16 protein-coding genes and 4 tRNA genes are annotated in these 20,021 nt (G+C 51.8%); 4 read left to right on the top strand and 16 right to left on the bottom strand.

The window, feature by feature from the left end; all coding sequences use genetic code 11:
- Positions 1-6 precede the first annotated feature (6 nt).
- The 4 genes from hemX (at position 7) to aslA (ending at position 5,340) form a co-directional block, all read left to right on the top strand.
- Positions 7-1,212 (top strand): uroporphyrinogen-III C-methyltransferase, encoded by a 1,206-nt coding sequence (gene hemX, locus FEK50_RS13230; protein WP_131162277.1) that lies wholly within the window; start codon positions 7-9, stop codon positions 1,210-1,212.
- A 2-nt stretch (positions 1,213-1,214) separates the two neighbouring features.
- Positions 1,215-2,411: a protoheme IX biogenesis protein HemY gene (gene hemY / locus FEK50_RS13225; protein WP_131162278.1), complete on the top strand. Its 1,197-nt coding sequence runs from the start codon at positions 1,215-1,217 to the stop codon at positions 2,409-2,411.
- Positions 2,412-2,460: 49 nt separating this feature from the next.
- Complete coding sequence (locus tag FEK50_RS13220; RefSeq protein ID WP_131162279.1) at positions 2,461-3,051, top strand: hypothetical protein; 591 nt, start codon at positions 2,461-2,463, stop codon at positions 3,049-3,051.
- A gap of 633 nt (positions 3,052-3,684) precedes the next feature.
- Positions 3,685-5,340: an arylsulfatase AslA gene (gene aslA / locus FEK50_RS13215; protein ID WP_130209412.1), complete on the top strand. Its 1,656-nt coding sequence runs from the start codon at positions 3,685-3,687 to the stop codon at positions 5,338-5,340.
- A 168-nt stretch (positions 5,341-5,508) separates the two neighbouring features.
- Here aslA and FEK50_RS13210 read toward each other — a convergent pair whose 3' ends face one another.
- From FEK50_RS13210 to wecA, 16 genes are all read right to left on the bottom strand, one after another.
- Positions 5,509-6,744, bottom strand: coding sequence for an anaerobic sulfatase maturase (locus FEK50_RS13210; RefSeq protein WP_131162280.1), 1,236 nt, complete (start codon positions 6,742-6,744; stop codon positions 5,509-5,511).
- A 146-nt stretch (positions 6,745-6,890) separates the two neighbouring features.
- Positions 6,891-6,967 (bottom strand) — tRNA-Pro (locus FEK50_RS13205).
- A gap of 42 nt (positions 6,968-7,009) precedes the next feature.
- Positions 7,010-7,096: transfer RNA gene (locus FEK50_RS13200), tRNA-Leu, on the bottom strand.
- A 20-nt stretch (positions 7,097-7,116) separates the two neighbouring features.
- Positions 7,117-7,192, bottom strand: a tRNA-His gene (locus FEK50_RS13195).
- Positions 7,193-7,250: 58 nt separating this feature from the next.
- Positions 7,251-7,327, bottom strand: a tRNA-Arg gene (locus FEK50_RS13190).
- A gap of 102 nt (positions 7,328-7,429) precedes the next feature.
- Positions 7,430-8,815 carry an amino acid permease gene (locus FEK50_RS13185; protein ID WP_130209408.1) on the bottom strand — a complete coding sequence of 462 codons (1,386 nt, stop codon included), beginning with the start codon at positions 8,813-8,815 and terminating at the stop codon, positions 7,430-7,432.
- Positions 8,816-9,005: 190 nt separating this feature from the next.
- Positions 9,006-9,746, bottom strand: coding sequence for a lipopolysaccharide N-acetylmannosaminouronosyltransferase (gene wecG, locus FEK50_RS13180; protein ID WP_130209406.1), 741 nt, complete (start codon positions 9,744-9,746; stop codon positions 9,006-9,008).
- Positions 9,747-9,748: 2 nt separating this feature from the next.
- The gene (gene wzyE, locus FEK50_RS13175) at positions 9,749-11,101 is read right to left on the bottom strand and encodes an ECA oligosaccharide polymerase (protein WP_131162281.1); all 1,353 of its coding nucleotides are present in this window, start codon (positions 11,099-11,101) and stop codon (positions 9,749-9,751) included.
- Positions 11,098-12,177, bottom strand: coding sequence for a TDP-N-acetylfucosamine:lipid II N-acetylfucosaminyltransferase (gene rffT / locus FEK50_RS13170; protein WP_131162282.1), 1,080 nt, complete (start codon positions 12,175-12,177; stop codon positions 11,098-11,100). Before rffT ends, wzyE begins: the two co-directional genes overlap by 4 nt.
- On the bottom strand, positions 12,174-13,424 hold the full coding sequence (wzxE, locus tag FEK50_RS13165; protein WP_131162283.1) for a lipid III flippase WzxE: 1,251 nt from the start codon (positions 13,422-13,424) through the stop codon (positions 12,174-12,176). The genes rffT and wzxE overlap by 4 nt, the downstream gene beginning before the upstream one ends.
- A gap of 1 nt (position 13,425) precedes the next feature.
- Positions 13,426-14,556, bottom strand: coding sequence for a dTDP-4-amino-4,6-dideoxygalactose transaminase (gene rffA / locus FEK50_RS13160; RefSeq protein WP_130209398.1), 1,131 nt, complete (start codon positions 14,554-14,556; stop codon positions 13,426-13,428).
- 4 nt (positions 14,557-14,560) lie between these two features.
- Positions 14,561-15,235 (bottom strand): dTDP-4-amino-4,6-dideoxy-D-galactose acyltransferase, encoded by a 675-nt coding sequence (gene rffC / locus FEK50_RS13155; protein ID WP_131162284.1) that lies wholly within the window; start codon positions 15,233-15,235, stop codon positions 14,561-14,563.
- 40 nt (positions 15,236-15,275) lie between these two features.
- The gene (gene wecC, locus FEK50_RS13150) at positions 15,276-16,538 is read right to left on the bottom strand and encodes a UDP-N-acetyl-D-mannosamine dehydrogenase (protein ID WP_131162285.1); all 1,263 of its coding nucleotides are present in this window, start codon (positions 16,536-16,538) and stop codon (positions 15,276-15,278) included.
- Positions 16,535-17,665: a UDP-N-acetylglucosamine 2-epimerase (non-hydrolyzing) gene (gene wecB / locus FEK50_RS13145; RefSeq protein ID WP_064530529.1), complete on the bottom strand. Its 1,131-nt coding sequence runs from the start codon at positions 17,663-17,665 to the stop codon at positions 16,535-16,537. The genes wecC and wecB overlap by 4 nt, the downstream gene beginning before the upstream one ends.
- Positions 17,666-17,720: 55 nt before the next feature.
- Complete coding sequence (gene wzzE, locus FEK50_RS13140) at positions 17,721-18,767, bottom strand: ECA polysaccharide chain length modulation protein (RefSeq protein ID WP_130209390.1); 1,047 nt, start codon at positions 18,765-18,767, stop codon at positions 17,721-17,723.
- An 11-nt stretch (positions 18,768-18,778) separates the two neighbouring features.
- Complete coding sequence (wecA, locus tag FEK50_RS13135; protein ID WP_130209388.1) at positions 18,779-19,882, bottom strand: UDP-N-acetylglucosamine--undecaprenyl-phosphate N-acetylglucosaminephosphotransferase; 1,104 nt, start codon at positions 19,880-19,882, stop codon at positions 18,779-18,781.
- Between the last annotated feature and the right edge of the window lie 139 nt (positions 19,883-20,021).

Genomic DNA, 20,021 nt, shown 5'->3' with positions numbered 1-20,021 from the left:
GCCATAATGACGGAACAAGAAAAAACCTCCGCCGTGGTTGAAGATACCAGGGAGGCCGTGGACACCACGCCACAACCTGTCGTTGCAGAAAAGAAGAGTAAGAATAGTACCGCTCTGATTCTCAGTGCGGTGGCTATCGCCATTGCTCTGGCAGCAGGCGTCGGTTTGTATGGCTGGGGTAAACAACAGGCCGTCAGTCAGACTGCCACCAGCGATGCCCTGGCGAGCCAACTCACGGCACTGCAAAAAGCCCAGGAAAGCCAAAAAGCGGAGCTGGAAGGCATTATTAAGCAACAGGCTGTACAGTTAGAGCAGGCGAATCGACAGCAAGAAACGCTGGCAAAACAGCTGGATGAAGTCCAACAAAAGGTCGCTACCATCTCTGGTAGCGATGCCAAAACCTGGCTTCTGGCACAGGCGGACTTTCTGGTAAAACTTGCCGGACGTAAACTCTGGAGCGATCAGGACGTCACCACCGCAGCAGCGTTACTGAAAAGCGCTGATGCCAGCCTGGCAGATATGAATGACCCCAGCCTTATTGCTGTTCGTCGGGCAATTACCAATGATATTGCCAGCCTTTCTGCGGTAACGCAGGTGGATTATGACGGCATTATCCTCAAGTTGAATCAGCTCTCTAATCAAGTGGATAACCTGCGTCTGGCCGACAATGATAGCGACGGTTCGCCAATGGATTCCGATGGTGAAGAGCTTTCCAGCTCCATCAGCGAATGGCGCGTCAATCTGCAAAAAAGCTGGCAGAGTTTTATGGACAACTTCATTACGATTCGCCGTCGTGATGATACTGCCGTACCGCTGTTAGCGCCGAATCAGGATATCTATCTGCGCGAAAATATTCGTTCCCGTCTGCTGGTCGCCGCACAAGCAGTGCCGCGTCATCAGGAAGAGACGTACCGCCAGGCGCTGGAGAACGTCTCCACCTGGGTTCGTGCTTATTACGATACTGAAGATGCCACCACCAAAGCGTTTCTCGACGAGGTGGACCAGTTAAGCCAGCAAAATATCTCGATGGATCTCCCGGAAACACTGCAAAGCCAGGCGATGCTGGAAAAACTGATGCAGACTCGCGTGCGTAACCTGCTGGCACAACCGGCAGCAGGGGCAACGGAAGCTAAACCTGCACCTGCACCTGCACCTGCACCTGCACCTGCACCGCAAGCTGATGCCCCGGCAGCCGCGCCGCAAGGAGAATAACCATGCTAAAAGTGTTATTGCTCTTTGTGTTGCTGATTGCGGGGATCGTGGTCGGCCCGATGATTGCCGGTCATCAGGGTTACGTACTGATCCAGACCGACAACTACAATATCGAAACCAGCGTGACTGGCCTGGCGATCATTTTGATTCTGGCGATGGTCGTGCTGTTTGCCATTGAGTGGCTACTGCGGCGGATCTTCCGCACCGGCGCGCACACCCGGGGTTGGTTTGTCGGACGTAAGCGTCGCCGCGCACGTAAGCAGACTGAACAGGCGCTGCTAAAACTGGCAGAAGGCGATTATCAGCAAGTTGAAAAGCTGATGTCAAAAAATGCCGATCACGCTGAACAGCCGGTGGTGAACTACCTGCTGGCTGCCGAAGCCGCACAGCAACGCGGGGATGAAGCGCGCGCCAATCAGCATCTGGAACGCGCAGCGGAACTTGCGGGCAACGACACTATTCCGGTGGAAATCGCCCGCGTTCGCCTGCAACTGGCGCGTAATGAAAATCATGCGGCACGCCACGGCGTGGATAAGTTACTCGAAGTCACACCACGCCATCCGGAAGTGCTGCGTCTGGCAGAACAAGCGTATATCCGTACCGGCGCGTGGAGTTCACTGCTGGACATAATCCCGTCAATGGCGAAAGCCCACGTTGGTGATGAAGAACATCGCGCAATACTGGAACAACAGGCATGGATTGGTCTGATGAATCAGGCACGGGCCGATGACGGCAGCGAAGGTTTACGTAACTGGTGGAAAAACCAAAGCCGGAAAACGCGTCATCAGGTGGTTTTGCAGGTGGCAATGGCGGAACATCTTATTGAATGTGACGATCATGATACTGCCCAGCAAATTATCATCGACGGCCTGAAACGCCAGTATGATGATCGCCTACTGCTGCCGATCCCACGACTGAAAACCAACAATCCGGAACAGCTTGAAAAAGTGCTACGCCAGCAAATCAAAAACGTCGGCGATCGCCCGCTGTTGTGGAGCACGCTGGGTCAGTCGCTGATGAAACACGGTGAATGGCAGGAAGCATCGCTCGCCTTCCGCGCGGCACTGAAACAACGCCCGGACGCCTACGATTACGCATGGCTTGCCGACGCGCTGGACAGACTGCACAAACCGGAAGAAGCCGCATCGATGCGCCGCGACGGTTTGATGTTGACGTTGCAGAACAACCCGCCGCAGTAATTTATATCGCCTCGTTCAGAGGCGATATTTTTTTACAAGGATGTCAAAAATGCGCATGCCTTCCCGCTACCTTTTCCGCTTGCCATCGCCTGAAAGTAATCCTGTTCGGGTAAGGTTGTTACTCTGCTTTTTGATATGTGCTGCTCTGGCTGGCGTAGGCTGGCTGACTATTTCCTTCGTGCGTACGGGCAACACCTTCATCTTCTGGTTATCACTTTTTATTGTGTCTCTGATAGCCGCCGCGAAGCAGGATAAAATCAAGCTCCTCAAGAAACGCCGAATCATGGCCGATAAACGTCAGGGGCTTTCCATTTGTCAGTTTGCACGCCAGTTTAATCCTCGTACCGTAGATACATGGATCATTCGGGCTGTGTGGAATACCTTGCAAGAAAACGGCTATATCGGCTACCCACTGCCACTTAAAGCCGACGATAAACTGGACGAAGATCTGGATTTGGTAAACGATGCCGTTGAGTTAGAAGAGCTGGTCGAAGATATCGCCGCTCGCTGCGGACGCGATTTAACCGGAATAGAGAATAATCAGTTTCTTCCCATCGTCACGGTAGGCTCCCTTGTAAGGGTGCTAAATGCACAACCAATGACGCAAGAGCGACGTAGCCTGTTGTTTATTCAGCCATAAAAAAACGCCTGCTCTTATTACGGAGCAGGCGTTAAAACAGGTCTGTATGACAACAAGTGGGTGCTTCACTCAACGTTGTGTCCATGGTGTCTGATGAGGCATAAGCGACATCTGTCAGTGGACGATAAGCACCGTAAACGGCTCTGCGTCATTCCTAAGTTTATGAGGCACTAAGGCGAACATAAGAGATGGAATGAGCATCTACCCAATTATTATGCCATACAGGCCCGGGAAATAACATCCTTTAATACTTGTTATGAGAAAATTCTGCAATCCAGGTTTCTTTCATTCGCAATAATTACCTGAGCAAATATTATCCAGCACCTTACTCTCTTTAATTATAAATACTGTGAATTGTTAAAAATATTTAATAACCAATATATATATTAATTACACTCCTAATCAAAAACAGCATCAATAATCAACACTATACAATAAACCTGCCTTACATATCCCCCGCACCAGGGGTAGGATTGAAAACGCTCTCCTGATCTTTCGATTCATTCTCATGGCAAATAAATAATATATTTTCATCATAATTATTTATATACCCATTTTATCAGGGAGAGGGATCTCAATTATCAATGCTTAATTACGTCATCCATTTAATGACATGAAACCGGAGCATTTTGCATGGAAATTTCGTTTTCACCCAAACTACTGGTGATCGCAATCGCCGCCGCTATTCCTTTGCTGGCCAGTGCTGCAGATACCCCGTCAACCGCTACCGCGCGCGAAGGCTATGCCGGGTATGATCACCCTAACCAGTACCTGGTTAAACCGGCGACCACCATTGCCGATAATATGATGCCTGTGATGCAGCATCCGGCACAGGATAAAGAAACCCAGCAGAAGCTGGCGGAATTAGAGAAAAAGACCGGTAAGAAACCGAACGTGGTTGTTTTCTTACTGGATGACGTGGGCTGGATGGATGTCGGCTTTAATGGCGGTGGCGTGGCGGTAGGTAACCCAACGCCAGATATTGACGCCGTTGCCAGCCAGGGATTGATTTTAACCTCTGCATATTCTCAACCAAGTTCTTCCCCTACCCGCGCCACCATTCTCACCGGACAATACTCCATCCACCACGGCATTCTGATGCCGCCGATGTACGGGCAACCGGGCGGTCTGCAAGGGTTAACCACCCTGCCGCAATTGCTGCACGACCAAGGTTACGTCACCCAGGCTATCGGGAAATGGCATATGGGGGAAAACAAAGAGTCGCAGCCGCAGAACGTCGGCTTTGATGATTTCCGTGGCTTCAACTCCGTGTCCGATATGTATACCGAATGGCGCGATGTTCACGTCAACCCGGAAGTCGCCCTGAGTCCGGACCGTTCTGAATACATCAAGCAATTACCATTTAGCAAAGATGATGTTCATGCTGTACGCGGCGGCGAACAGGAGGCCATTGCTGACATTACGCCGAAATATATGGAAGACCTGGATCAACGCTGGATGGAATATGGCGTTAAGTTCCTCGACAAGATGGCGAAGAGTGATAAACCTTTCTTCCTCTATTATGGCACTCGCGGCTGCCACTTCGATAACTACCCGAACGCCAAATATGCGGGTAGCTCTCCGGCACGAACCTCGTATGGTGACTGCATGGTAGAGATGAACGATGTGTTCGCTAATCTCTACAAAACGCTGGAGAAAAACGGTCAGCTGGATAACACGCTTATTGTCTTCACCTCCGATAACGGTCCGGAAGCCGAAGTGCCTCCGCACGGTCGCACACCGTTCCGTGGAGCGAAAGGATCTACCTGGGAAGGCGGCGTTCGCGTTCCGACTTTCGTGTACTGGAAAGGCATGATCCAACCGCGTAAATCTGACGGTATTGTTGATCTGGCAGATCTCTTCCCAACAGCACTGGATCTGGCGGGGCATCCTGGGGCGAAAGTTGCGAATTTAGTGCCGAAAACCACCTTTATCGATGGTGTAGACCAGACATCTTTCTTCCTGGGAACAAACGGCCAGTCTAACCGTAAGGCCGAGCACTACTTCCTCAACGGCAAACTCTCTGCTGTGCGTATGGATGAGTTCAAGTATCACGTCCTGATTCAGCAGCCTTACGCTTATACCCAGAGCGGGTATCAGGGTGGGTTCACCGGCACGGTAATGCAAACAGCCGGATCGTCGGTGTTTAACCTCTACACCGATCCACAGGAAAGCGATTCTATCGGCGTGCGCCATATCCCGATGGGAGTACCACTGCAAACCGAAATGCACGCGTATATGGAGATCCTGAAGAAATATCCTCCACGCGCGCAGATTAAATCTGACTAATCCGGCGCTATCGCAGTGATCTGCCTTTGCCGGATGCGATGTTGACGCATCTTATCCAGCCTACAGAACGCTGCAATTTATTGAATTTGCACGATCATGTAGGCCGGATAAGGCGTTTACGCCGCATCCGGCAATCAACCGCAGGCGGCCACAAAATGGCCGCTTTTTTTACTTATTCACCACCATCAAATGCGCCTGCATAATGTCGCTGGCCGGGCGACCGTGCGCCAACAAATCAGCCATTGCTTTAAGATACGGCGGTAGATGGCGGAAATAACGCTGATACCCGGCACACAAATAATTCAGCCCTGGCTTGCCGCTGGCATCGAGCATAAAGCGGTGTTTCGGGCAGCCTCCCCAGCACGCTTTTAACACGTTACAACTGCGACACTGCGCCGGTAACTGCTTAAATTTATCTTCACCAAAAGTCTGCTGCTGCGGAGAATCTACCATTTCTGCGATGGTCTGCTGAAGCATATTCCCCAGTCGATATTGCGGATAAACATAGTGATCGCAGGCGTAAACGTCGCCGTTGTGCTCAACAATCATCGAGCGCCCACAGGTTGGCTGATGATGGCAAACCGCACCCGACGCACCAACAAAATTGGCAAACGCCCATTCGATATTCATCACGAAAATCTTGCCGACGTCGCGTTTGATCCAGTGGTCGAATATCGCCACCAGAAACTCACCAAATTCATCGGGGCGCACCGACCATTCCGTCAGGTCACCCTGAATATCGCCGGGCGCATGTAGTTTCAGTCCATCGCGGGCAGCTGTTTCATCAGCCAGGCGCTCGACCACCGGAATAAACTGGATGAATTCGACTCCCGCATCGCACAAAAAATCATAAACCTGCAACGGTTGCTGCGCGCTGGTGCGGTTGACGCAGACCAGCACGTTATAGTCGACATGATGCTTTTGCAGCAGCATCAGGGCACGCATCACCAGCTTATGCGTTGGTCTGCCACCTTTGGTCACGCGATATTGATTGTGGATCTCAGCCAGACCATCCAGAGATAACCCAACAAGAAAATGATTTTCTGCCAGAAATGCACACCATTCGTCATCGAGCAGCACACCGTTAGTCTGGAAGCTGTTACTTACCTTCCTGCCAGTACCGTATTTCGCCTGTAACTTTACGGCACGGCGGTAAAACTCCAGCCCCATCAGCGTTGGCTCACCGCCCTGCCAGGTAAAAGCGACTTCGTTTTGTGGTTCGCTGGCGGCGATATAGTGACGGACATACGCTTCCAGCGTGTCTTCGTCCATATGCGTGACTGGCTTTTCACGGTAAAGGGATTGTTTTTCGAGATAAAAACAGTAGTCACAGTTCAGATTACAATCGGAACCGCTCGGTTTCGCCATCACGTGAAACGCACGCGTTGGAACATGTTGCAGCATGGTCGCTCCTTGCCTGAAGTCATCCTTCAATAAGTTAAGGGCGAAATCATACCGTGTGGCAATGAGTTACTACGGGCGTTTATTGCGAAGGGAGAGTGATGAAATGCACAGAAAACAAAAAACCCCGCCGAAGCGGGGTTCAAAATTGGTCGGCGAGAGAGGATTCGAACCTCCGACCCACTGGTCCCAAACCAGTTGCGCTACCAAGCTGCGCTACTCGCCGAAATACTGCTTTTTGAATTTTTAGTTCAATTCTTTAAAGTCGTGGTGCGAGGGGGGGGACTTGAACCCCCACGTCCGTAAGAACACTAACACCTGAAGCTAGCGCGTCTACCAATTCCGCCACCTTCGCATTGTCACAACTTCTAATAATGGGGTGGCTAATGGGATTCGAACCCACGACAACTGGAATCACAATCCAGGGCTCTACCAACTGAGCTATAGCCACCACTACAAATCTTGTTACGCGGTATTACTACCACCGCAGCTCAAGCGCCGGGACTAAATGGCGCGCCCGACAGGATTCGAACCTGAGACCTCTGCCTCCGGAGGGCAGCGCTCTATCCAGCTGAGCTACGGGCGCTTAGCGCCGTTGCGGGGGTGGATAATACGGACTTCCCACCCCTCTGTCTAGTCCCTTTTTAAATAAAATGCGCGTTTGGTTACGGTTTGCGCGCTTTGCTGCTTATTTCTCCAGTTTATGCGCTTTACCGTGGCGATTAAGGCCAAAAACTTTATAAATCGCCGTCACCGCCAGCATGAAGATGATGCCGACAAACAGCGACATACGGGTATCTTCATTAAAGTACATACCGATCAAAACGCAAATCAGGAATGCCATTGTTACGTAGTTGGCCCACGGGAACAGGATTGAGCGGAACGGATGGCTGGCAATCGCCGCTTTGTGTGCACGACGAAAACGCAGCTGGCTTATCAAAATCACAAACCACGGCACCATGCCCGGAAGCACGCTGGCACTGTAAACGTAGACAAACACGCGCTGTGGGTTAGGGATGATGTAGTTCAGGCATGAGCCAATTAGCAGGATGACAATGGATACCGCCACTCCTGCAACCGGCACACCGTGACGGGAAACTTTCGCCATCGCCGCCGGTAACTGACGGTTTTTCGCCAGCGCGTAGAGCATACGTCCGCAACTGTACATGCCGCTGTTACAGCCAGAGAGCGCAGCCGTCAGCACCACAAAGTTGATAATGCCCGCCGCTGCGGTAATGCCGATTTTGGCGAAAGTCAGTACAAACGGGCTGCCGTTGCTGCCTATTTCATTCCACGGGAAGATGGTGACGATAACGAAAATCGCGCCTACGTAGAAAATCAGGATTCGCCACAACACCTTACCTACGGCACTGCGCAGCGTCACCTGCGGATTCTTCGCTTCACCGGCAGTAATGCCAATCAGCTCCACGCCCTGGTAGGACGCCACCACAATACACAATGCGGTCAGGAACCCTTTCCAGCCACCCGCAAAGAAACCGCCATGCTCTGTGAGATTGCTAAAACCAATCGACTGCCCGCCATTGCCAAAGCCAAAGAAAATCACGCCCAGACCAATGACAATCATCACAATAATCGTGGTGACTTTGATCATCGCGAACCAGAACTCGATTTCACCGTACAACCGCACCGCTGCCAGATTCGCCAGTGCCACCAGCGCCACTGCGATCAATGCGGGTATCCACTGCGCCATCTCCGGGAACCAGAACTGGACATAAACACCGATGGCGGTAATTTCCGAGATCCCCACCGCCATCCACATAAACCAGTAAGACCAGGCGGTGAGATAGCCAAAGAACGGGCTCATGTAACGATGCGCATAAACGGCGAACGAACCGGTAACCGGTTCGAGGAACAACATTTCGCCCATTGAACGCATGATGAAAAAGACGAACAGCCCGGCGATGATATAGGCCAACAATACGGATGGCCCGGCCCATTTCAGGGTACTGGCGGCCCCCATAAACAGGCCGACGCCAATGGTGCCCCCCAGGGCGATGAGTTCGATATGTCGAGCTTCCAGCCCACGCTGTAGCTCTGGTTTGTTATCTGCCATAAATCCTCGTGTTGTGTTTGCATGCTTTCCGGTGTTACCGGTTATCGTTATGGGTACATCGAGTGTTGCGAATGTTTTCGTAATTCAGGAGAAATGGCAAATAAAGCATTAAAAATTTGAATGCTTTGTGTAATAAAAAGACAGGCAGGCGACGAAGTGACCACTCCGTCGCTTTACAGAGAGAGGAAAATCAGAGATCGCCGGTGTAATGCCAGCGTAAATAACGCAGCAAACGAAGCTGGCGCTTAATGCGACTCGGCTGCGAAAGCAGTCTATAAAGCCACTCCAGTCCCAGTTTTTGCCAGATTTTCGGCGCGCGTTTTACGTGACCGGTAAAGACATCGTACGTTCCACCAACGCCCATATACAGCGCATTAGGGTGCACCAGGCGGCAGTCGCGCATGAAGATCTCCTGCTTTGGTGACCCCATTGCGACAGTGACAATTTGCGCACCACTGGCGTGAATACGCTCAAACAGCGCCTGACGCTGCTCGGGTTTAAAATAACCATCCTGGCTGCCAACGATATTCACATTCCACTGGTCGCGCAGTTTAGCTTCGGTCTGCGCCAGCACATCAGGTTTACCGCCCACAAGAAATACCGGCGTCCCTTCCTTGCCTGCGCGCGCCATTACTTCTTCCCAGAGATCGGCACCGGCAACGCGGGAAACCTGTGCCTGCGGGTACTTTTTACGCACCGACCGCACAACGCTAATGCCATCGGCATATTTAAATTCGGCAGCGTTAATTAACTCCCTGACCTCGACGTTATCTTCAATGGTCAGCATTTTTTCGGCATTAATGGCAACCAGCGTTCCCTGCTTAAGCTGCCCATCAGCGAACAGATAATCGAGGGCATGCTGCATATCACGCCAACCGATCAACTGTAAGCCACGCAGCGTATAGGTCGGTGCCGTGGTGGTGTTATTCATTGTTATCCTTCAACCTGCGTCCGGAGCGATGATTTTATTCGTTTATGAACGAGTCCGGCGTTATCAAAAAGCCAGTACAGCAGTTTTGCAATCATCAGGCTTGCGCCGAAGACCACGATAAAAAAGACGACACGCGAGACAAACGAATCCAACCCTTCGCGCGCCAGCACGATCATATTGAAGATCGCCCCGAAGCAGAAACTGTGGAGAATCGCAGCCTTATAGCGATTAGTTTCGCGGTTGCCCAGCTCATACAACCAGTCGAACCACTTGATGATCAGACCAACCACAATCGCCCCGAGCGGGATGAACAACGCGCCGCCCATAACAACCAGTGAGCCTATAAGCGTAGGCGAGATCGCCAGCCCGGAGTGGTTATTCAGCACTTCCCAGGTAAAGTAGTTGGCGGAGTTCAGCACCATACTCGGGCGACCCGGCCACAGCCAGGAAGGGATAAAGACATAGAAATCACGGACAATTGGAGCCAGGCCCTGGAAGTCGATGTTGTCGTAGTTCTGCAACAGCAGCGCCAGATTCTCCCACGGCGAGAAGGTATCGCGGGTGAGATAGAGAAACGTATAGAACGCCTCATCGCCGCTCACGTTCATTCCGTAGCGTTTTAGCGCCAGCCAGAACATACCGACAATCCCCAGCACGCCCGCAGCCGCCAGCATCCACAGTGAAATCCAGCCGCGAATAATGCCGATAAACAGGAAGATAGCGAACGCGATAATGATATTGGCGCGAGTGCCGCCGACAATCATGTAAGTCAGCAAACCAAAGGCGACCGTGCTGACGAGGAAAAACAGCCACGCTTTACTGTCCTGGCGCAGAAAGTAGACCACTAACATTGCCGGGATGAAAAAGTAAAAGAAACGCTTTAACGCCACGCCTGAGACTTCGCTGGAGAAGATCTGGCTGTAGGAGTTAAGCCGGAACAGCAAAAAACCGTTATGCATGAAAAAGATGCCAACGCTCACCAGCGCGATACCCATCAGAATCACCCACATGAGATTGGTTTCCACGCGGTTCATGGTAAACACTGGACGGCGCGGTGCATCAGCAACGCGTTTGCGTAAACGTGTTTTGTAAGTGACGTAGTAAACTGCGTAAAATCCCCCCGCAGAAAGTAACGCCTGCAACAAGATATCTGGCGGCACCACGGCAACATCAAAGCGAAACACCAGCAAGCTGGTCAGCGGGAAGCCGAAGAAAAAGGTCAGCAAAAACAGCAATGAAAAGAAGACATTGAAGTTAAAGCGCACGCGGCGAAACTCAAACCATGTCAGCGTGGCGATAAACAGCGTGCAGAGCAGCCAGACAACAAACAGGCCGCTGAATTGCAGCAGGCTCATGCGACCTCCCCGGAGGCAATAGCCAACGCCCGCTGCCAGCCTTGCAGATAGTTCGGGCTAAAGAAGGCAATGGTGTTTTTATCCACCGACGTCAGCTGGCGCTGCGCTTCACGCACAATATCTTCGTTGAGATCGTCAGTGGTAAACAGCACCGGCAAATGCTGTTCTGTCATATCCTGCCAGAACGGATTTTCCCGGTTAAGCACACAAGGAATGCCCGCCTGAATCAGTAAGCACAGCGTACCAATGCCCTGCTGGCGGGCAAAAATAAAGTAGCCGAGATCGCACTGGCGAAGTAGTGCCAGATAGGCGTCAAATTCCAGTTTTTCGCTCAGAACTTGCAGATTTTCTTCGCTGAATAACTCGAGCCCCGCCTGACGAACTTCGTCGATATACGCTTCGTTATTAGGCGGATAGCCCATCGGTACAACCAGTTTTACCGTATCGCCAAACTGCTGATGAACAGCGCGCAAGGCGGCGATATGCTCATTGCTGCGATCGCCGGAGTTCCCTACCAAAATGGTCATTTTCCCTTCACGTTGCCGATCGTTCGCCATTGTATTGAGAGAAGGGTCCATCCGGGTTGGGAAGTAAATCAGTTCGCCCCGCACCTTTGGATGCGTTTTGGCAAAAAAGCTCAAGTCTCCCCGAGTGGCAAACACACAGCCCACTCGCTTTTGTGCCAGTCGGCGCAGAGGATAAAAGAGTTTATATTTCAATCCACTGGAAACTTCATAGAGATCTGCCCCCCAGATATGCCAGTAAAACTGGCTGGGCTTGATTCCGCCACTAAGCAGCGCCAGCCACAGCTTGGGATTGAACTGGCCGTGGAAGAAAAACCGTTGCTGGCGGTTAGCTTTCGCTTTAGCGATAACGGCTTCTGCCAGTGATTTTTTCCCAGGGAAAAATTGCACAGAAAGCGCCGGACAACTATCACTTAAGCCGTCGTCCTTGCCAGCAACCATAAACTCGCGCGCGTGCTCGCTCGTCGCGGCCAGCGCGTCATTGAAAAACCGCAGAACGGTTTGGTTATGGTGAGGGATATCCGATCCCAGTACGTGAATCAGTACAGTCATGCCCGCCTACGCCAGAGTAAAAACACGCCACAACAAAGAGAGAAATAGACGATATAGGTTGCCATGTAGGCCTGCGCCGCGCCCAGGGCGCCATGCACGGGGATCAACCAGTGGGCAAATACCATCAATAAAGTGAACTGGCTGACTTCCGCCAGAATATAAAAACGCAGCGACGCTTTGGCGATCACTAAATAACCAAAGACATAGGCGCCCACTTTCAACACATCGCCGACCAACTGCCAGGCAAAGAGATCCCGCATGGCGGTAAATTTATTCGACAACAGTAACCAGATGGCAAAATCACGCAGTAGCCAGACGGTGAAACTCGCTGCCGCCACGGCCGGTAAAACAAATTTCAGCGACTTCACCACTTCCCGAGTGATATCGCGTTTTTCCGTTAGCCGCGACAACGTGGGCAGTAAATATACACTGAACGATGCGGTAATAAATTGCAGGTAGGCGTCGGAAATACTACTCACCCCTTGCCAGATCCCCACTTCATCCCAGCTATACTGCGCCGCCAGCAGTTTACGCATCATGATGTACGCAACGGGCAAGGTCACCGACGTAATCAACGCCATGAGTGTAAATTTGCTCAACTGCCCTGCCAGACCGTTATCCCAGCTGGGTTTTAGATAGCTTAACGGGATAGCGCCACGCTTAATTAACATGACGGCGGCAGGCATTACCACCAGCGCGGGAATCAGCGCCAGACCAAGCAACGCGCCTTCATAACCGCCAAAACGGTAACTGACATAATAAGCGATAACGCCAATCAGGCTGCCGACAATCAGCGATAACGCATTACCCGCGGCATCGCGAAAGCCTTTCATCAACGCCAGCAACAGGTTGCCCCAAGCGATCCCCATTTGCACTAGCGCCACTAAACGCACCAGCCCTTGATAGTCGTTATTACCAAACAATCCCTGGCTGATTGGCGCAGCTGCCAGCACAAAGACCAGCGCCATCAGCGTGGAGAAGCCAAGCACCATCGCAGATGAAGTGCCGACCACACGGCGCAGCTGCTGCGGATTATCGTGGTACTGGGCAACGTATTTGGTTACGCCATTAAAGATGCCCGCCCCGGCAAGCACACCGAGCACGGTTATCAACTGGCGGAAATTTGCCGCCAACCCTAGTCCTGCCGGACCAAATGACACCGCCAATAATTTACCAACCAGTAACCCAGCGCCAATCTTGACCAGCGTACTGGCCGCCGTCCACAAGGATGCTTTTGCCAGCGACATATCAGGAGAAGTAGTTCAACAAGGTCGCAATCACCGTGCGCTGATTGACGGGCGACAAGTTGTAGAACAACGGCAGGCGCAGCAGGCGCTCGCTCTCTTTGGTGGTGTAGCGATCTTCACCGTGAAACTCACCAAAGCGTTCACCCGCAGGGCAACCGTGCAGCGGAATGTAATGGAACACCGCCATGATTTCCGCTTCCTTCAGGAAGCTAATCAACGCGCTCCGGTCATCAATATCCCGCAGCTTGATGTAGAACATATGCGCGTTCTGCACGCAGTCATCCGGAATCGACGGCAACTCGATACGCCCGGCTTTCGCCAGAGGTGCTAACGCATCGTAGTAATTTTGCCACAACGCCAGACGTTGCTGGTTGATACGTTCGGCTGCTTCCAGTTGCGCCCACAGATACGCAGCTTGCAGATCGGACATCAAATAGCTGGAGCCGATATCGCGCCATGTATATTTATCAACCTGACCACGGAAGAACTGGCTGCGGTTAGTCCCTTTTTCACGGATGATCTCGGCACGTTCAATCAACGCCTTATCATTAATCAGCGTCGCCCCGCCTTCACCGCCCGCCGTGTAGTTTTTGGTTTCATGGAAGCTAAAGCAGCCAATATGGCCAATGGTTCCCAGCGCTCGCCCTTTGTAAGTGGACATCACGCCCTGAGCGGCATCTTCCACCACAAACAGATTATGCTTTTTCGCCAACGCCATAATGGTGTCCATTTCGCAGGCCACGCCCGCGTAATGCACCGGCACAATAACGCGCGTTTTGTCGGTGATCGCCGCTTCAATCAGCGTTTCGTCGATGTTCATGGTGTCCGGGCGAACATCAACAAAAACAATTTTTGCTCCACGCAGCACAAAGGCGTTGGCGGTGGAGACAAAGGTGTAGCTCGGCATGATCACTTCATCGCCCGGTTGGATATCCAGAAGCAGCGCCGCCATCTCCAGAGAAGCGGTGCAGGATGGCGTCAGCAGTACTTTGGCGCTGCCAAAACGTTGCTCCAGCCACTGCTGGCAGCGACGGGTAAAACCGCCATCGCCGCACAGTTTGCCGCTACCCATTGCCGACTGCATATAGTCGAGTTCGGTGCCCACCACCGGCGGTGCGTTAAATGGAATCATGTGATCACCTGTATAACCAGTACGCGGTGCTTTCTACATTCGCACCACTTTGTATGTATCGTTTAAGCGCGGCGGTGTTGCCCATCTGGGTCGCCACCCGCAATGTTGTTTTACCGCGAGCATACGCCCAGTTTAGCGCCGTTTGCATCAGTTCAGCACCTGCGCCGCGTCCTGCCAGTAAACCAATGCGCGCGTCAGTGGCATTCAACTCTCGTAGAGAAACATAGCCGCGAATCTCTCCGGACGCCGCGCGTAAAACCAGGCATTGATGATCAAAGGTGCCGCGCACGGCATTTTCAATCCACTGCGCGTAAAAGCGACCACTGGCATCGGGTGCATACCACGGCATACGAAAACGGCTTTGGGCGAATGCTTCGCGGGCTAACTGGCGTAGTACTGGAATATCTGCTTCTTGAGCCACTTCCGCACGGCTTTCACTGACGTTGATCACGGGGAGCGCAAAATCCACTTCTCCTTCGACCAGCGAGAATCCCAGCTGTTGCAGGACATCTAGTTCTTCGGTATTGGATGCGGCAATTTTGGCCTGTACTCGTGACCACGGCGCCAAAACGCCTGGCGTCAGGAGCGGTGCGTCAGGACTAATGCGCACGATGGCGCTGTTAACGCCAAAAAAGGCGTTTTCCCAGGTTAGTGGTTCAATACTGGCGCGGACGGGCATTCTCTATCTCCCTCAACACAGTCGTTTACTGTAATCAGTATCAGCGCCAGACTCCTTTGGTATCCACCACATACTGCTGCTGAACATCATCGCCGCTAATGGCTTTAAACTGGCTGTGATCTACCAACATCACCAGCACATCTGCCGTCGCCAGCGCCTCGTCAAGCTGCGCCAGCGTGCAAAGCCCGGTCAGTTTTTTCGGCAACTGGTGAATATTAGGTTCAACAACCAGCGTTTCGCCGCTGTGCCACAGGGCGATCAGTTCAGCGATTTCCATCGCCGGGCTTTCGCGCAGGTCATCAATATTCGGTTTAAACGCCAGACCAAAACAGGCAATTTTCAGTTCACTGGCGCGTTTATCAGTGGCAGCCAGACAATCAGCGACCGCCGCTTTCACCTGATCAATCACCCAGAAAGGTTTGTGATCGTTCACTTCACGCGCGGTACGGATAAGCCGCGCCTGCTGTGGGTTCTGCGCCACGATAAACCACGGGTCGACGGCAATGCAGTGACCGCCCACACCCGGACCAGGCTGGAGAATATTGACTCGTGGATGGCGATTCGCCAAACGAATCAGTTCCCAGACGTTAATTCCTTGCTCGGCACAAATCAGCGACAGTTCGTTAGCAAAAGCAATATTCACGTCGCGGAAGCTGTTTTCTGTGAGCTTACACATTTCCGCCGTCCGCGAGTTAGTGACGACACACTCACCTTCGAGGAAAATTTTGTACAGTTCGCTGGCGCGCGCCGAGCAAACTGGCGTCATGCCGCCAATGACGCGATCGTTTTTAATCAGCTCGACCATCACCTGGCCCGGCAACACGCGTTCCGGGCAATAAGCAATATTGACGTCCGCCTGCTCACCCACCTGCTGCGGGAAAGTCAGGTCCGGACGCATCTCTGCTAACCATTCTGCCATCTTCTCGGTTGAACCCACCGGCGAGGTGGATTCAAGGATCACCAACGCGCCTTTTTTCAGCACTGGCGCAATGGAGCGGGCAGCCGATTCGACGTAGGCCATATCCGGCTCATGATCGCCTTTAAATGGCGTTGGGACAGCAATCAGCCAGGCATCAGCCTCAACCGGCGTCGTACTCGCTCGTAAAAAACCACCTTCTACGGCAGTTTTTACCACGCTCGCTAAATCAGGTTCGACGATATGGATTTCGCCACGATTGATGGTATCAACCGCTTGTTGGTTGATATCAACACCAATCACCTGTTTTTGCCGTGAGGCAAACGCAGCCGCCGTTGGCAGCCCGATATAACCCAGTCCGATAACAGAAATGGTCGCAAAACTCATAGTGATATCCGATTATTTTTTAACGCTTCCAAAATGCGAGAGCATGCCTGACCATCACCATACGGGTTATGGGCTCGGCTCATAGTTTGATATTCATCTTCGTCTTCTAAAAGACGCGTCACTTCCTCGACGATCCGTTGCTTATCCGTCCCCACCAGACGTACCGTACCTGCGGTCACCGCTTCTGGGCGTTCGGTGGTATCGCGCATCACCAGCACCGGTTTACCCAGAGAAGGTGCTTCTTCCTGAATGCCGCCAGAGTCAGTCAAAATCAACCAGGCATGGTTCATCAACCAGACAAACGGTAAATACTCCTGGGGATCAATCAAAATGACATTTTTCACATGCCCCAGAATGCGATTGACCGGCTCTCTGACATTCGGGTTAAGGTGTACCGGATAAACAATCTGGATGTCCTGATGAGTGGTAGCAATTTCAGCCAGCGCATGGCAAATTTCTTCAAAACCACGACCAAAGCTCTCACGCCTATGACCGGTCACCAGAATCATCTTTTTATCGGGATCGATAAACGGGTAATTTGCCGCCAGTTCTGAACGCAGCGTATCGCTGCTCATTACCTGGTCGCGCACCCACAGCAGCGCATCAATTACTGTATTACCGGTAATAAATATTCGGCTGTCAGCGACGTTTTCACGCAGCAAATTTTGCCGGGAAGTTTCAGTTGGTGAGAAATGGTACATCGCCAGATGCCCGGTCAATGTACGGTTAGCCTCTTCCGGCCACGGCGAATAGAGATCGCCCGTGCGCAGTCCGGCCTCAACGTGACCAACAGGAATTCGCTGATAAAACGCTGCCAGGCTGGTTGCCAGTGTGGTGGTAGTATCACCATGAACCAGCACAACGTCTGGTTTGAACTCGGCAAGAATAGGTTTTAGTCCTTCCAGAATCCGACAGGTTATCTCTGTCAGGCCCTGTCCTGGCTGCATTATGTTGAGATCGTAGTCAGGTACAATGGAAAAGAGTTTCAGCACCTGATCGAGCATCTCCCGATGCTGCGCAGTGACGCAAACTTTAGCCTCAAAAAAAGGATCTTTTGCCAACGCATGCACCAACGGCGCCATCTTGATGGCTTCCGGGCGCGTACCAAATACAGTCAGTACTTTCACATCGATTCTCTTCGAATAAGCGGCGAGCGCCTTTGCGCTCACCACAGCTGTGTTGCTATTTCGAGCAACGGCGGGTTAATGCGACACCAGCCCCGATCAGCCCCCCGACAATGCCCCACATAATCATCAGGAAGGCACGACGTGGGCTATCGCGTTTTACCGGTTCTTCCGGTGTACGCAAATAGCGATAGGTCTGAAAACGCGGATCCAGGGTTGGACCAACATTAAGGGTATTTAACATGGCCCGATTCTGATCATAGTCGAGATCAAAGGCTGGGCCGACAGCCTGTAAATTTTCCAGTCGCGCCTGGAGCATCGGACGCCCCAACAGGAACATTTCTGAATCAGGTAATTCCTCGGCTGGCACGTCTGTCGCACTGCGAGAAATATTGTGTTGCTCGGCGATTTTAAGTGCCTGTTCAATACTGTTCATCCGGCGGTCGTAGATGGACTTAGCCACTTCTTCCTGACGCTTCACCTGAGCCTTCATCTGAATAGTGCGCGCCGCCCATGCGCCTTTCAGCTCATCATTCAGATGGCTGGCTGCACGCTGGCTGGCAAAAGCAACATATTGACGAAGCAGGTTATTAGCATCGGGGGCGGTTTCGGCAACCAGCTTAACGCTGTCATTGACCGAGCGGGCGAAATCACCAGGAATAAACAGGATGTTGTTGATCATTTCATCCAGCAGAGCCGCATCGGCTTTACTGTTACCGACCATCCGCTGTTTGTAATAGTCAGTCTGCAACCAGAAATCGCGGCGGGTATCCCACGATGCCAGTTGCATAACAAACTCTTTATAGGCTTCATCCATAACCGATGGTTGGTCGGCAGGGGCCATATTTGAACGAACATCCAGGTTACGCAAAAATTGCTGCTGCGAGTAGTAGCCGCCCAGCATATTCACGGTTGGACGATCGGTAATCGCCGTCGCACTCCACTCCTGACGCGCAAAAAAAGTATACGCTAACGCGATTAAGGCAAACGCCAGCCCCATGCCAATAATCCACAGCTTCCCAGCCCACAAGGTACGAAACAACCCACGAATATCCAGTTCATTTTCAGCGTCTTCGGCCGGTTTCCCAGGCATTGGTTGTGTCATCACATCCTCATTTATTTGGTTAAATTGGGGCTGCCACCACGATTTCTACGCAGTCTGCGTTTTACGCGCTTAATAAAGCGAGCAACTTTCCAGGCACGCTTAATGCAATATCCATAGAGGAAGAATGCTAGCAAAAAGAGCACCAGCATGACCCATTCCGGGACAAAATGAGAATATTCTGCCAGTACGCCAATAGAAGCGAGTAGCGCTGCAGCAAGGGTAATCAACACAAACGCCTGACGAGAAGTAAATCCAGCGCGCATGATCAAATGATGAATGTGCTGTCGGTCAGGTGAGAATGGACTCATGCCTTTACGCAAACGACGATACATAATCGCCACCATGTCCATCAGCGGGATAGCAATGATCCATAAGGCGGTAACCGGGCTGATTGGATGTGTGGCACCCTGGGTAGTTTCCAACAGGATCCAGATAACAGTAAAACCAATCAGCGTACTCCCCGCATCGCCCATAAAGACTTTGTAGCGACGCCCCAGAATACCAAGGTTGAGCATGATATAAGGCAGGATGGCGGCGATCATGGCAAAGCACCAGATAGCGAGGCTGGTTTGCCCGTCGAACCACAAAATCATACCGATTGCCGCAAACGAGACACAGGATAACCCGCCCAGCAAGCCATCAATACCATCGACCATGTTGAAGGCATTAATCGCCGCCCAGACAGCAAACAGCGTCAGGAAGTAACCAAACGGTCCAAGCACCATCTCCCAGGAGCCAAAGATATAACCCAAACTACTGAGATAAAGTTTGCCGAACACCATCATAACAATGCCAACAGCTGCCTGTATGGTGGCACGGATTTTTACGCTGATATCAAAACGATCATCCAGCGCGCCAATGAACACAAGCACACCGGCACAAACGAGATAGAGAGCTGCATGTGGAATATAGTAATCGACAATTCCGAACGTGAAGCAAATCCCTGCATAAACCGAAATACCCCCAACGAGCGGTATCAATCCCTGGTGACGTTTGCGGAAGTTAGGTTTATCCACTAAACCGACTTTTTTTGCCACCTTGCGGGCAAAAAACAGAAACAGTGTCGTGAATAAAAAAATACTGATGAGATCAGTACTCACTGTCAGTAAATTCACAATGCATGCTCTCAGAGAAAATTATTAGCTGAAGTATACCCACGAAGACCTTTATTCAGAAGGGAAACTACTTTCTGAATCTCTCAGAAATGAGCAAAAATCAACCAATTGATATGTAAATCGCATAAAACACCCGCAA

The sequence above is a fragment of the Escherichia sp. E2586 genome (genome assembly GCF_005781105.1).
Taxonomy (GTDB): domain Bacteria; phylum Pseudomonadota; class Gammaproteobacteria; order Enterobacterales; family Enterobacteriaceae; genus Escherichia.
Note: the sequence above shows the minus strand (reverse complement) of the source record. Positions and strands in the feature narration are given on the sequence as shown.